The following is a 15,463-nucleotide window of genomic DNA, read 5'->3' as shown; positions in this document are numbered from 1 at the left end:
GGAGGGGTCGGGGGAGAGGCTTTACCATACAAATTCAAACTGTTCGGTGGTACAGTTGCCACAGCCATCCGTCACCGTCATCTCCACCACATGCTTGCCGCCTTTCTCCACATGTTTCGGGTCGAGCTCGCACACCAGGTTACCACTGATGGAGTTGGGCTTTCCAAACAAGGCATATTTTCCGTCAATCGTACCCCGATAGGTGTTGATGCCGGTTTCCTTGTCCTTGGCCTTGAAGATGATTTTTCCCGTACGTCCCCACTGAGCTTGGTTCACGGGAGTTATCACCGGCGGAACCGTATCCACTGCCACGGTATAAGTCCCCAAATCCCGTATACGCACTTTCATGACACCATCCTCATACTTACCGCCGATGCGGTATTTTCCACCGCGCGCCGTTACGCCCGCCACATAATATTTGGTCATATCCTCTACCGGACGCCGGCGCAAGCCGATACGCAAATCGCAGGCATCGTGCATCGGAATGCGGGTATCGTTCAACTGATAGGTGAAAGCTATATCACCGCTATCAGCCCGCACGGAATAGTTCAACAGGACGTTATCGTAGAGCATTCCTTTCGGAATGACCAATTCTAACCCCGGTTCCTGCAGATAGTTCACCTTGTCCCACTTGAGGGCGTATTTCTCACGATGTTCCACCGGAGCAATTGTCGTCTTCTGCCCCTGCACCGTGAAGCAGACCTTGGAGGTATTTCCCAGCGCATCGCTCAGCGTATAGACAAACCGGTAAGGGCGTTCTTCGTTGATGTCCACCAGTCCACGGTTACCGTTGGATGCATGCAGCATGCGTAAGTGGTTTCCCGGCTCGATGAAAGACTTCATATACTGGCCGTGTGTCCACGAATTGATATAGCGGTTTTCTTCGTACGCAAAGCGGTCTACCGTACTGCGGAAGACTTCCTCGCCGTCCACTTCGAGAATCACCGTCTTCACGCCATATTTATTCTGCACTCCGTCCATATAATCATAAGCACGGATGCCTGCACCAATCAATCCCCAGGCGGTAATGGGTTTCGTAGGATGTGCCGGAAAAGCCCGTCGCGTCTGCTTACCTTCCACCACTCCTTTGCCCGGCTGAGGAAACAACATGATACCTTCGGCACGCGGGGCAGTCTTGTCCTTCACTTTGTCCATGAAGAAAGGCAGTGGGTCTATATATTCGTCCGTAGCCGTCTCTATCATATCCAGATGCAGGTGCGGACCGAAAGAGTATCCGGTGTTTCCGCTTAAAGCTATTATCTGACCGGCTTTCACGGGATATTCGCCCAAGATATGCACCCCGAGATTATTACTGCCTCTATCTCTATCGTCTCCCTCATCTGACACGGGAGCAGGCTCGGGAATTATCTCTACTTCCCAGCTTTCCTTTTCGTACTGAAGAGCCTTCACTCGCTTTGCCACTTCACCCACAAAGACGCTAAGATGACGGTAGATGGCGGTATAGCCGTTATCATACACCACATCGAGCACATAGCCCGAGCCGTGGGTGACACGGATACGCGAAATATATCCGTCCGCCAGCGCACGTACCGGTTTGCCTATGGCGCCACCGGTCTTGAAATCCAGTCCGCCATGAAAATGGTTGGCACGTATCTCGCCAAAGTTACCGGAGAAAATGATGGGAAAATCAAAAGGCGGAGTGAAGGAAGCCTCTTGTGCCCGAGCCCCGACAGATATAAAGAAAAAAGACAAAATGACAGATTTTATGTATATATTCATTGCAGTAACTTCTTATGATAAACGCAGGCAAAGATAAAAATAATCCCTATCTTTGCCATACAAAAGAGAAAATAAACAATGGAGAAAATACATTACTTCCGTCCCCTCTATCTTGCTCTGGCACTCACCATAAGCCTATTTTCCACCGCAAGCACCCCTAACCGATACAAAACCTCCGCTTCCCTGCCCGACAGCCTGCTGACCGAACAGCATATCCGCAGCATCTATTACACCCTGCCCGACAGCGCTCTGTCACTGCTGGACGAAGCCGAAGCCCGCCGTCTTCCCCACCTGCCGCAATTCCGCATCGACATGCTACGCGGCACAGTCTACGAACGTCAAGGTATGTACCACCTCAAGGAGCGGTACATCCGCCGCGCCCTGCAAAGCGACTCCGTGCAGCACACTCCTCTCCGGAAACTGCAAGTCCTCACGCAGCTCGCCACCGCCCTCGACCGCCTGAACAAATACGAAGAAGGCATCCGCATCTGTACCGAAGCCATCGAGCTGGCACAGGAGCAAGGACAGAAGGCCAAAGAAAGCGAACTGCTGTTCACTTTGGGCCGCATGTATCAAGGCATGAAGCTCGACGACAAAGCGTTCCGGTACATGTACCGTTCCATCGAACTGCTGCAAGGCACGGACAATGTGCGCGAACTGGCCCAACTATCCACCTCCTACGGCGACTTGTCCGCCTATCTGGCCGAAAACGAGCGTTTGGACGAAGCCATTGCCCTCTGCGAGAAGCGTCTCGACGTTATCAGCCGCATGAGCCTGCTGCCCGGACCGCCGCCCGGATACATAGACCAGCAATACGGTTACCTCTACTCCAAACTTGCCTGGTACTACCTGCAAAACGGACAAAGCGAAAAAGCCGCCGAAACCGCCCGGAAATACCAAAGCACCGGCTTTGCACAATCGCAGGCAGGACAAACAGAAATCGTCCCCTACCTGCTGGGTACGCGTCAGTACCATAAAGTGCTGCAACTTCTTGACGCCTCTTCCGCCCTGGCCGAACCGGCCGATACCTTCAACTACGGCCACCTGATTCTGCTGGACCGCTATGCCCGCACCTACCGCGGACTGAAACGTCCGGAACTGGCCGACAGCTACCAACAGCGCATCACCATGCTGACCGACAGCATCTATGCCCGCGAAAAGGCCGGCCAGGCACACGAATTCGCCATCATCTACCAAACCCAGGAAAAGGATGCGCAGATACGCGAAGCCCAACACAAGCTGGCACGGCAACGCGTACTGTTCATCACCACCAGCTTCATCGCCATCCTGCTCGCCATCCTGCTATGGGAAAAGCACCTCCACCTGCGCCGCACCCGCGAACGCAACCAGATAGCCGCCCGCCAGATAGAAGAGCTTCTGGCACAGAAAGAAGAACTGCGCAAGGCATACCGCCGGCAGCCGCTTCACCCGGAAGATGCCCCTAACGAAGAGCCGCCTGCCGCTCAAGCCAACACTTCCCCCTCCGCTGCCGACGATGAAGACAACCGCCGCCGGTTCATGCAGATGGAAGATGCCCTGCTCACCGACCTGCCCTTCCTAAACCCCGACTTCAACCGCGAAGACCTGATGAAGATAACGGCCTTGAGCAAGAACCGCCTCAACCCGTTCTTGCGCGAATATGCCGGTGCCGACGGCTTCAGCGACTACATCAACCGCCTGCGCGTGGAGCACTCCATATCGATGCTGAAAGACAACAGAATGTATTCCATAGATGCCATAGCCACCGCTTCGGGCTTCAAGAGCCGCAACACCTACTATGTGGCGTTCAACAAACTGCTTGGCATGACACCCGTGCAGTACCGGGAGACTTTGCCGGACAAGTCCGCAGAACCATGCACAGAGCCTATAGTTTAACAGATTGCAGGCCGTCAGTTACAAGAACTATTCGTATATTTGTGCGTTGCAAGTAATATATAAGAAAGTTACAGGTAATATATAAGAAAAGTGATATATAAGAAAGGAGAACCGGAAATATGGAACCCATACAGAGCAACAAAATCTACCCCATCGGCATACAGAACTTCGAGAAGATGCGCAAAGGCGGCTATTTCTACGTCGACAAGACCGCCCTTGTCTACCGGCTGGTAAAGACGGGCAGCTACTACTTCCTAAGCCGCCCCCGGCGCTTCGGCAAGAGCCTGCTCATCTCCACCCTCGAAGCCTACTTCCAGGGAAAGAAGGAACTCTTTGAAGGGCTGGCGATGGAGAAGCTGGAGAAAGACTGGATAAAACGCCCCGTGCTGCACATCGACCTGAATATAGGGAAGTATGACACCCCGGACAGCTTGGACAAACAGCTGGAAAAAGCTGTGACAGAATGGGAACAGCTTTATGGCACGGGAATGGCGGAAAGCACGCTTGCCCTTCGCTTCGCCGGAGTGGTCAGGCGTGCCTGCGAGCAGACGGGGCAACGTGTGGCCATCCTCATCGACGAATACGACAAGCCCATGCTGCAAGCCATCGGCAACAAAGCGCTGCAGAACGAGTTCCGCAACACCTTGAAACCCTTCTACGGCGTACTGAAAACCATGGACGGATGCATCCAGTTTGCCCTGCTGACGGGGGGCACCAAGTTCGGCAAGGTCAGCGTGTTCAGCGACCTCAACAACCTGAACGACATCTCCATGGACCGGCGATACCTTGCCCTTTGCGGTGTCACCGACGAAGAGCTGCGCCAAGAATTCGCCCCAAGCATCCGGCTGCTGGCGCAGGCGCAAAACATGACCTACGAGGAAACCTGCCAACGCTTGCAGAAAGATTACGACGGTTACCACTTCACACACAACTCCATCGGAATCTACAACCCTTTCAGCCTGCTCAACACCTTCGACAAGCAGGAGTTCGGCAGCTATTGGTTCGAGACGGGCACCCCCACCTATCTGGTGGAACTGCTGAAACGCAACCACTACAACCTGGAGGAGATGGCCCATGCAGAAACCTACGCCGACGTGCTGAACAGCATCTATGGCGACGAAGACCCACTGCCCGTCATCTTCCAAAGCGGATACCTCACGATTAAGGAGTACGACCCAAGGTTCGGACTCTACCGCCTCGGCTTCCCCAACCGGGAAGTGGAAGAAGGGTTCGTCAAGTTCCTGATGCCGTTCTACACCCGCTTCAACAAGATAGAGGCACCGTTCGAGATACAGAAGTTTGTACGTGAGATAGAATCCGGACAGCCCGATGCCTTCTTCCGCCGCCTGCAAAGTTTCTTTGCCGACACCCCCTACGAACTTGTCGGCGACCGCGAACTGCACTACCAGAACGTGCTTTTCATTGTCTTCAAGCTGGTGGGATTCTATACCCAAGTGGAATATCACACCTCCGAGGGACGTGTGGACCTCGTGCTGAAGACAGACCGCTACATCTACATCATGGAGTTCAAGTTCGAAGGCACTGCCGAAGAAGCGCTGCGGCAGATTGACGAAAAGCACTACGCGCAACCCTTCGAAGCCGACGGTCGCCCACTGTTCAGGATAGGCGTGAACTTCAGCGCCCGGACGCGCAACATAGAAAGGTGGCTGATAAAAGCATGACTTCCTCCCCATAAGGACGGATTTTCATCCTCCGCACTTCCCTTCGCACCCCCTCCGGAAGCACTTCTGAGAGGGGGTGCGACAATTCAGGACAACAAGGCGACAATGCAGGACAAGCACCGAGGGGTAAAATTAGGCAGTTTATACCATTATTAACAACTTTGCAGACACATTTGCAAAGGAACATTAATAAAACCTATAACAACCCAAATGGAGAACTGCATCATGAAACGACTGACCTCACAGGGATGGGAAACGCTGCGCACACTGACCGCCATCACGGCAGCCATAGGTGCCATGATATGCCTGCTGATACTGGCAGGATGCACCAACGAACTGACCGGGCAGGACGAAAACCGGGGAAACGGACAAGCGCTGACGCTGGGAACAGTAAGCATAGAAGGAGGAAACACCCGTGCCGCCAATGCCGTGCCCGGCGTGGCATCCGGCCATAGCTTCAGAGACGACGAAAAGCTGCACGTAGCCCTCACCGCCGGAAGCGCCCAATCTGCCGGCACCTACCTATACGACGGCAACAACAGCAGCTGGAGTTCCACCAAGACCGAGCGCGCCTACTGGCAAGGGAGCGGCAACCACACCCTCACCGCCTGGTGGGGACCCGCTTATTCTTCCTCCTCCCCTGCCGTTTACGACATGCCCTCCGACTACGAAACCAACACCGCCGCAGGGAGCACCCTGAATGCCTGGGACGGCAAGCAATATACCGCTGCCGCCGATAAATGGCACATCACCGACCTGCTGCACTACAGCGGTACACATTCCGCCACATCCTCTTCCATCAATCTGCTGCTGAAGCACAGCATGGCGCAGCTATGCGTCAACCTGCTGCCGGGCGACGGCATCACCGCCGAACAGCTGCAGAAGGCCACCGTACACCTCAAGCAAGCGAAAGCCTACTTCACCATGAATACCGACGGAGAGCCCGTCATCCATAATCACGACGGCGAAGCCTCCACCCCTACCGATGTCCGCCTGCTGAAGAACGGCAATACCTCGTCGGCATACTACGCCCTGATGCTGCCGGGGCAGACCTTTGCCGCAGACCGACTGATGATAAGCATCCACATCGGAAACGACATCTATAAGTACCTCCCCACCAACGACATCACCACCCAAGCCAATACCTGCCACGAGCTGAAACTGAAAGTAAACAAAGCAGGGGTGAGCGCATTGAGCGTAACGTCCACCGGATGGCAAAGCCCGACACTGGTGGAGGCGACGGAAGCAGAAAGCTTCGTAACAGTGGAGAACGAAACAGCGGGAAGCCTGCTGGCAGATGGGTCTGCACTGAAGACTGCACTGGCAAGCGCCGGCCAAGACAGCCCCATCAAGGTAATGATTACGGGGGAGATTAGCGACCAGGACTTGGCGAATTTGAAAGAGCAGATGATCGGTGGTAGTAATGGTAATAAATACTTCAAGGTCAGCCACCTCTACATCACCGCAAGCGGGGCGACAACCATACCGGAGGGATTTTGCAAAACGGGGGATAACACAAATACCGCACTTCAAGAGGTGATACTCCCCGAAGGGATAACAAGTATAGGAGAGCGCGCATTCCAAAGCTGCACGACACTAAAGAGCATTCAACTGCCAAAGAAAGTGACAAAGATAGGAAAGTACGCATTCATTAATTGCCGCCAGCTAACAAACATCCAACTGCCGGACGGAGTGACAGAAATAGGAGAATACGCATTCGTCGACTGTAGCAGCCTGACAGAAATCAGCATCCCCACGGGAGTAACGAAGATAGGAGAGAGGACATTCCAAAGCTGCGCGAATCTGACGAGCATCCAACTGCCGGAGACAGTGACAGAGATAGGCCAAAGCGCATTCAACTACTGTGGAAGTCTGAAGGAAATCAACATACCGAAAGCAGCGACAAGCATAGGAAGCTACGCATTCCAGTATTGTAGCAGCTTGACAGAAATCAGCATACCCAAAGCAGTGACAAGCATAGGAGTCTGCGCATTCTACGACTGCTCCGCCCTCGAAGAAGTCGTCCTCAGCGGCACCAACGACCAATTTGGCTTCTTCCTGCCCACCGTTGGTGATGGTGCATTCGCAGGCACCTCCGCCACCCTCCTCTTCCTCACCGATGTCACCGAAGAGATGTTCAAGGCAGAAGGAAATGCCGCCACATGCCAATCCTGGGGTAGTGTCACCTGGAAAGCCATCCACTACAACCTGACTGCGGATAATCCTGCCAGCCTGACAGACACCGCCAACTATAGCGGCCACTGGCTCAAGGACTCCCCCCAATAACCCCAACCCCATAACCCATAACCCATAACTCAAAATTCATAACTCATAATTCAAAACCCCATGGCAACAACCTTTGAAAAGCTCATCAGTCTCGTGGCCTACGACAACGCCCTGACCGAGCGCACGGACGACTTCTACCTCCGTGCCAAGACACAACCCCGCACACTGGACATCACCGAGATAGCCCGCGAAACAGCCCGGCAACTGGGCAAGTACGGCGAAAACCCGTTGGGATAACACCCCACGGCCCTACCCCCATAAGGGTGCGCACCCCCACCCCGAACGGCCCTACTTATACGAAACCCTAAAAAAGACACCCAACGAATGAAAACAAGGAACCACCTCCGCCGGACGCTACTGCTCCCCACCCTGCTGCTTGCCCTGCTGCCGCCCTGCGCCTGCACAGACGACATCTGCCCCGACACCGCCCCCCTGCCCGGTGCCGACAGTGAAGCCACAGCCTCCCTCATAGGCCAACCCATACAGATAGGCTGCATCGCCACAAGCGTGGAACAGCAGTCGCCCATGGCCGGAGAAGGAGGAGGGCAGACACGCGCCGACGGAACCACCGGCACACCCGCCACGGAAACCGGCTTCCCCAAAGTAGGAACCACCATCACCGTATTCATGACCGTGCCCGTAAGGTCGTCGTCGGCAGCAGACGGCTCGTCTGCCGAAGTCCGCTACAGCCACGCCAACTACACCTGCACCTCCGTCAGCACCGACGGCGGCACGCAAGCCGTCACCTCCGCCACTTGGCAGCCCACCGACCCTGCCAACCTCCTCCGCTGGGAGAAAGACGCCGCCGCCTACTACTTCGCCGCCATCTCCCCCGCCATAGAGATGCAGCCACTGGAGGCATTGACATATACCGGCAGCGACGGCAACAGCGGAGGCAGCTACGCCCTGCAGACGGGCGAAGCCTTCACCTTCCAGCTGCCCCAAGCCTTCACCCCCGAGAACTACGCCTACTGGGAACAGCTGCGCACCTCCGGCCTCGCCGTCCGCATACCCCAGCCCACCGCCGACCCCATCCCCCTACAGATGCAACGCGCCCTGGTGAAAGTGGACATCTTCTCCACCGCATCCGCCGCCGTCCTGCTGAAAGCACCTGCCAAAGCCGTATTCTGCGCCTACACAGGCGGAGTGACGGCGCTGAGAGAGGCACCCATTGTGAGCAATTCTACTGACGGGATACACTCCTATCTGTTTGTTGACAAGCTCACCGACACCCGTTCCGTCACCACCTTGAGCCGGGACGGTGCGGCGGTGCATCGGGCGTTGATGATACCCACTTACCACCAATACAGCCCAGACTACCTCCCCCCTAATGGACCTACTTGCAGCGAAGCCGGAGGAAACGGTACCCTCTCTTTTCTTACGGACAAGGTATATAGCGCCGGAGGCTCAATCGGCAGCAGCAGCGAGACCGGCAGCGTCACCGGCGGCACCACCGGCAACCGATTCTATCTCCCCGGCAAGTACCTGCAAGTGTCGGACGGAAGTACCGACATAAAAGGCACAGCACCGGAAAACATCCTCCTGCTGGATGGGACGGAAGCGTCCTACAATGCCGTAAAGAGCAGGCTGGAAGCGATAAATGCCGCCGGAAGCTCTTCTCCCCCTACCCTCGTCTCCAAACTCTTCATCAGCGGTTCTGTACCGGAAGGCATGGACCAGAGCGAGCTGTTAGGATTGCTGGGCAGCAGCCATAATTACGTACAAAACCTCTATATGGAGCCGGTGAAGGAAGTGCCTACGAATTGGTATCTCTTCACCAACGGCAATAGTACTCTGCAAAGCATCAACCTGCCACAAGCCACCAAAATAGGATATAATGCTTTCAATAAATGCACCGGCCTGACAAGCATCAACCTGCCACAAGTCACCAAAATAGGATATAATACTCTTCAGGGTTGTACCGGCCTGACAAGCATCGACCTGTCACAAGTCACCAAAATAGGAAATGGTACTTTTGTGAATTGTACCAGCCTGACAAATATTGACCTGTCACAAGCCACCGACATCGGAGAAAATGCTTTCTGGAATTGCACCGCCCTGACAAGTATCGACCTGCCACAAGTCACCGACATCGGAGTCAGTGCTTTTTGGAGTTGCACCGGCCTGACAAGTATCGACCTGCCACAAGCCATCGGAATCGGAGAAAGAGCCTTCCAGGATTGCACCGCCCTGGCAAGCATTGACCTGCCAAAAGTCACCAATATAGGAATCGGAGCTTTCGTCGGATGCGGGAAACTGGCAAGCATCTACCTGCCACAAGTCACCGACATCAGAGAAGATGCTTTCTTTGGTTGCACCGGCCTGAAGAGCATCGTCCTTAGCGGCACCGGTACCGAAAACAGCTTCGCTCTCCCCACCTACGACACCCAAAACGGTCTCGGAAATTATAATTTCTCCCCCGAGAACCTCTTCCTCACCGGAGTTACCGCACTCGAGGACGATCAAATCACCCAGTGCCGCACCTGGGGAAAGATGACTTGGGCGAACATATACTATAACTACAAGGGAAGCCCTTCACTTGCCGAAGCCACCATTACGGAGCTGACAAACCCCGAGAATTACACAAAAGTAACCGATAAGTAACTTATTATTAACAACAAATAAATAGACCAAATATGAAAACAAGAAGTATCCAAACGCTGCTCCTCGCAGCCACCCTCGGCCTGCTGGTCACCGCCTGTAACAACGATTCAGACCAGACAGTGGACATCACCAAGCCCATCAACGTGAAGCTCTCGCTCACCACCACCGGCACCAATATCCCCATCAGCCGCGCCGCCATCGGCGCCACCGAGTTCGATGATGACGACGCACTGGGCCTCTACATCGCCCACAAAACGGGTGCCAACGATGAATCCCCCATCAGCGCCTCCCTCGACCCCAAGAACACCAAATGGGTAAACGGCAGCTTCACCGACGAACCCCTCTACTGGCAGAACGTCACCGACCAGCACACCCTCTACGCCTACTATCCCTATACCAACACCGCCACCGACACCTACACCGTGCCCAACGTCAGCATCAAGCCCGACCAGAACAACAGCAGCACCGCCGCCGCCGACTACGAAGCCTCCGACCTGCTGTGGGGCAAATGCACCACCGTGGCAACGAACAACGCAAGCATCAGCATGAAGCACTGCATGAGCCAAATCACCGTCACCCTCTCCGCAGGAAACGGCTACTCCTCCCTGCCCGCCATCGACAAGGTAGAACTGCTCTGCTCCGCAGGCTTCGCCCTCAGCGGCACGTGGAATCTGGCAGACGGCAAAGTAACAAAGGCTAATGATGCCGCTGCCACCGACGCTGCAGCTGCATCTACCACCTCCATCACCACCTACGCCCACAGCGTTGCAGGTGCCACCACCTACCGCGCCATCGTGCTGCCGGGTCAGGCATTCACCAATAGCTCCCAATTCGTAAAAGTCACCTCCGGCAGCAACACCTACACCTACTATCTGGCTATGAGTTCCAGCGAAAACCTCACTACCGAGGCCAACAAAACCTACAACTTCGACCTCAGCCTGAACAAGGCCGGGCTGACGCTGAAAGGGATTACCATCGCCGCATGGGACACAGATGAAATAGAAGGGGATGCAGGCATGGACATTGGAAACTGATGGACAATGAACGATGAAGAATGAATAACCGAGAACGAAAACTGTTCTTAAACATGGAGGGTACGGAGACACTGTACCCTCCATTTTTGTATCTTGCGCCATGTTTAACCCCTCAATAAAAACTTTAAGGTTATGATTATCGGAGTACCTAAAGAAATCAAGAACAACGAGAACCGTGTAGGAATGACCCCTGCCGGAGTAGCCGAGTTGGTGAAACGCGGTCATACGGTGTATGTACAAGCCTCTGCAGGCGCAAACAGCGGTTTCTCTGACGATGATTACATCGCCGTAGGTGCACAAATGTTGCCAACCATTGAAGACACGTATGCCATAGCCGACATGATTGTCAAGGTAAAGGAGCCCATCGCACCGGAGTACAAACTGATAAAAAAGGGACAAGTGGTATTCACCTATTTCCACTTCGCTGCCGATAAATTGCTGACCGAAGCCATGATAGCAAGCGGCGCCGTCTGCATCGCCTACGAAACGGTAGAGAAAGAAGACCGCTCACTTCCGCTGCTTACCCCCATGAGCGAAGTGGCGGGACGCATGGCCACCCAGGTAGGAGCACGCTTCCTCGAAAAACCCCAAGGCGGCAAAGGGAAACTGATGGGTGGCGTGACGGGTGTACGCCCCGCACGCGTACTTATCCTGGGCGGCGGCATTGTGGGCACCAATGCCGCACAAATAGCTGCCGGAATGGGTGCCGAGGTACTGATTGCCGACATCAACCTTCCCCGCCTGCGCTACCTCAGTGAAGTGATGCCCAAGAATGTAAAAACACTCTATTCTTCCCTTCACAATATCAAAATGGAATTACCTACAATAGACCTCGTAATAGGGTCTGTCCTTATCCCCGGTGACAAAGCGCCTCATCTCATCACCAAAGAAATGCTGAAAATGATGAAGCCCGGCACCGTACTCGTAGACGTTGCCATCGACCAAGGCGGATGTTTCGAAACCTCCCACCCCACCACGCACAGCGACCCTACCTACATTGTGGACGGAATTGTACACTACGCCGTTGCCAATATCCCCGGCGCCGTACCCTTCACCTCCACCATGGCACTGACAAATGCCACCCTGCCCTACACCGTAGCCCTGGCATGCAAAGGCTGGAGACAAGCCTGCAAGGACGATCCGGCTCTGGCGCTAGGATTGAACGTAGTGGAAGGCAAGGTAACATACAAAGCTGTAGCCGACGTCTTCGGGCTGAAATATGAGGCGATTGAGTTATAAGTTATGAGTTATGAGTTATAAGTTATAACTCATAACTTCCCCAACAAAGAATCCTTCCTCCTCGCATACTCCCACCACATGGCGAGCAGTGTGATGCAGAGATTGAAAATAAACGGGAATTCCTTGGAACTAGTGTGGAACAAGGTCTGAAAGAAGTCTGTAATGAACGGGGACAATAGAATCGCCAGATAATTCATCACCATTACAAAGGCCAGTGCCAAGGTTGTTTTTTCCGGTATGGCCGTATCTACTGTCTCGTCATAAATCAGCGGTTGAATGACACCATATCCCAAACCAACCAACATACATCCCGGTATTATCAGCCATTCTTTAGGCGAAATCCATATCAAGAGCAAACCCGCTGCAATGGACAAAAGACTGTAAAATTTCGTATTTTTTCCCATCCACTTCACGATATGCCCCAGGAAGAAGCCCGGAGCCATAATGGCCAGGAAGAATAAGGAAATCATCAATCCGGAATTTCCGCTGGAGAAGTGATGTGCCTCCATCAAAAAAGGCAAGTCAAAAGTAACCGCCAGCACTACATACGTAGTGACGCCATAAAACAGCATCAACTGTAGCAGATGGCGGACATGGATGCCGTATTTACCGGAAATCGCACGCTTGGATTCCTCCGGAACAACGGCAGCTGTATCTTCTGCTATCTGCGGCTGACCGGTATCCCCCTTCAAATATCCGACAAGCAGCAGAGAAACCAACGGAAGCAGGTATACCACGAAAGGCAAGTGCCAGTTTACCTCTGCCAGATACCCAGTCACCGCCGTTGCCACAACCAGCGTCACATTGGTAATGGCAGAACTGTAACCAAACTGCTTCACCCGATATTCCCCCGTGAAATAGCGTGAAACCAGACCGGTGGACAACGGAATAATCACCCCCGAACCGATGCCAAGCAAAGCGCTGACCACCATCAACTGCCACATTTTATCCGAAAAAAGATAAAGTACCCCACTGGTGGCAAACATCCAAAGCCCCGCTTTCAGCAGACGCACAAAGTCACGTTTCTCGGCCAGCTTGCCCGCCAACAGCACAAAAGGAATTATCAGCAGCGAAGGCAGGGAGGTAAGCATCTGTATATCCAGTTCTGTGGCATGTGGAAAAATGGTAGTAAGTTGTCCCAAAATAGGTGATACGGCCAATCCCGGCAAGGAAGTCAATGCAGAGACTGACCAAATGCCGACAAGCGTGATAAGGGGGATTGTACCCCTTCCGGTATTGATTTTCATATAGTAGTATATTAATTAAATGAATAATGTGGGAACAACAAACCTACCTTCAGAATGTTCGTTTTTTAAGATTTTACTACGCTGCCCTTTAATAAACGCCAAATAATGCAAAACCCCGGAACTTTCATCCGCAAACCCCGTTGTTGTGGGAAATTCGACGGGGAAAAGCCCCGCCGCCTAAACCTTTAAAAAACTTATTAATATGGAAGATTTGAATTTCAGAAAAGGAGATGCAAAAACTGAAGTATTCGGTTCAAACCGTATGTTACAACCCTCACCCGTAGAAAAGATTCCCGACGGACCTACTACCCCGGAAATCGCCTATCAGATGGTGAAAGACGAGACCTTCGCCCAAACGCAGCCTCGCTTGAATCTGGCTACATTCGTCACTACCTATATGGACGAATATGCAACCAAGCTGATGAACGAAGCCATCAACATCAACTACATTGACGAGACCGAATATCCGCGCATCGCCGTAATGAACGGTAAATGTATCAACATCGTGGCCAACCTCTGGAACTCTCCTGAAAAAGAAACCTGGAAAACCGGCGCACTTGCCATCGGTTCCTCGGAGGCATGTATGCTGGGTGGTGTGGCAGCCTGGTTGCGCTGGCGCAAGAAACGTCAGGCACAAGGCAAACCGTTCGACAAACCCAACTTCGTTATTTCAACCGGTTTCCAGGTGGTATGGGAAAAATTCGCCCAATTGTGGCAGATTGAAATGCGTGAAGTGCCTTTGACACTGGACAAGACCACGCTCGACCCCGAAGAAGCCTTGAAGATGTGTGATGAGAACACCATCTGTATCGTGCCTATCCAAGGCGTTACATGGACAGGACTGAACGATGACGTCGAAGCCCTCGACAAAGCCCTCGATGCCTACAATGCGAAGACCGGCTACGACATTCCTATCCACGTAGATGCCGCCAGCGGCGGTTTCATCCTCCCGTTCCTCTATCCTGAAAAGAAATGGGACTTCCGTCTGAAGTGGGTACTCTCCATCAGCGTCAGCGGACACAAATTCGGTCTGGTTTATCCGGGTCTGGGCTGGGTTTGCTGGAAAGGCAAGGAATATCTGCCCGAAGAAATGTCATTCAGCGTAAACTACCTCGGTGCCAACATTACTCAGGTAGGCCTGAACTTCTCCCGTCCTGCCGCACAGATTCTGGGTCAATATTACCAGTTCATCCGTTTGGGATTCCAGGGTTACAAGGAAGTACAGTACAACTCTCTGACCATCGCCAAGTATATCCATGACGAAATCGGCAAGATGGCTCCGTTCGTAAACTATTCCGACGAAGTTGTGAACCCGCTGTTCATCTGGTACTTGAAACCGGAATATGCAAGAGCTGCCAAATGGACTCTGTATGACCTGCAGGACAAGTTGTCACAGCACGGCTGGATGGTACCCGCCTATACACTGCCTTCAAAACTGGAAGACTACGTCGTTATGCGTGTCGTTGTCCGCCAGGGATTCAGCCGCGACATGGCAGACATGCTGTTGGGTGACATCAAGAATGCCATCACCGAACTGGAGAAACTGGACTATCCGACGCCTACCCGTATGGCACAGGAAAAGAACCTGCCGGTGGAAACCAAAATATTCAACCACGGATGCCGTACTCATAAAAAATAAATTAATTTACGATTAAACGATTTACGATGTACGATTAGAGTTTCTCTTGATACGGACTACGTTTAAAGGAGTAATTTCAATCGTAAATCGTACATCGTCTAATCGTACATCACAACG

General features: G+C 53.3%; 10 protein-coding genes. 8 read left to right on the top strand and 2 right to left on the bottom strand.

Going from position 1 to position 15,463, the window contains the following annotated elements:
- Nucleotides 1-21: 21 nt before the first annotated feature.
- A complete protein-coding gene (locus tag DW096_RS14080) occupies nucleotides 22-1,740 on the bottom strand; it encodes a M23 family metallopeptidase (protein WP_118931190.1) in 1,719 nt (572 codons plus the stop codon).
- 78 nt (nucleotides 1,741-1,818) lie between these two features.
- Between DW096_RS14080 and DW096_RS14075 the strand changes: the two genes are divergently transcribed.
- The 7 genes from DW096_RS14075 to ald all read left to right on the top strand — a co-directional run bounded on the left by DW096_RS14075 (nucleotide 1,819) and on the right by ald (nucleotide 12,460).
- Nucleotides 1,819-3,615 carry an AraC family transcriptional regulator gene (locus DW096_RS14075; RefSeq protein ID WP_022400816.1) on the top strand — a complete coding sequence of 599 codons (1,797 nt, stop codon included), beginning with the start codon at nucleotides 1,819-1,821 and terminating at the stop codon, nucleotides 3,613-3,615.
- 119 nt (nucleotides 3,616-3,734) lie between these two features.
- Nucleotides 3,735-5,297: an ATP-binding protein gene (locus DW096_RS14070; RefSeq protein ID WP_118931191.1), complete on the top strand. Its 1,563-nt coding sequence runs from the start codon at nucleotides 3,735-3,737 to the stop codon at nucleotides 5,295-5,297.
- Between the two features lie 225 nt (nucleotides 5,298-5,522).
- Entirely contained in the window at nucleotides 5,523-7,583 is a 2,061-nt protein-coding gene (locus tag DW096_RS14065; protein ID WP_158589301.1) for a leucine-rich repeat protein, read from the top strand.
- Nucleotides 7,584-7,643: 60 nt separating this feature from the next.
- Nucleotides 7,644-7,820 carry a hypothetical protein gene (locus DW096_RS19300; protein ID WP_153880862.1) on the top strand — a complete coding sequence of 59 codons (177 nt, stop codon included), beginning with the start codon at nucleotides 7,644-7,646 and terminating at the stop codon, nucleotides 7,818-7,820.
- A gap of 87 nt (nucleotides 7,821-7,907) precedes the next feature.
- Entirely contained in the window at nucleotides 7,908-10,187 is a 2,280-nt protein-coding gene (locus DW096_RS14060) for a leucine-rich repeat domain-containing protein (protein WP_057282086.1), read from the top strand.
- Nucleotides 10,188-10,219: 32 nt separating this feature from the next.
- A complete protein-coding gene (locus DW096_RS14055) occupies nucleotides 10,220-11,221 on the top strand; it encodes a fimbrillin family protein (protein WP_057089516.1) in 1,002 nt (333 codons plus the stop codon).
- A 132-nt stretch (nucleotides 11,222-11,353) separates the two neighbouring features.
- Nucleotides 11,354-12,460 carry an alanine dehydrogenase gene (gene ald, locus DW096_RS14050; RefSeq protein WP_117963150.1) on the top strand — a complete coding sequence of 369 codons (1,107 nt, stop codon included), beginning with the start codon at nucleotides 11,354-11,356 and terminating at the stop codon, nucleotides 12,458-12,460.
- A gap of 29 nt (nucleotides 12,461-12,489) precedes the next feature.
- Here the strand turns inward: ald and DW096_RS14045 are convergent, their stop codons facing one another.
- The gene (locus DW096_RS14045; RefSeq protein ID WP_117963152.1) at nucleotides 12,490-13,707 is read right to left on the bottom strand and encodes an MFS transporter; all 1,218 of its coding nucleotides are present in this window, start codon (nucleotides 13,705-13,707) and stop codon (nucleotides 12,490-12,492) included.
- A 202-nt stretch (nucleotides 13,708-13,909) separates the two neighbouring features.
- On the opposite strand from DW096_RS14045, the gene DW096_RS14040 reads away from it, so the two are divergent.
- The gene (locus tag DW096_RS14040; RefSeq protein WP_005831197.1) at nucleotides 13,910-15,346 is read left to right on the top strand and encodes a glutamate decarboxylase; all 1,437 of its coding nucleotides are present in this window, start codon (nucleotides 13,910-13,912) and stop codon (nucleotides 15,344-15,346) included.
- Nucleotides 15,347-15,463: the final 117 nt, after the last annotated feature.

It is taken from the genome of Bacteroides sp. AM07-18, from assembly GCF_003602695.1.
Taxonomy (GTDB): domain Bacteria; phylum Bacteroidota; class Bacteroidia; order Bacteroidales; family Bacteroidaceae; genus Bacteroides; species Bacteroides uniformis.
The sequence above is the reverse complement of the archived record's forward strand: the minus strand, read 5'-3'. Positions and strand labels throughout refer to the sequence as shown.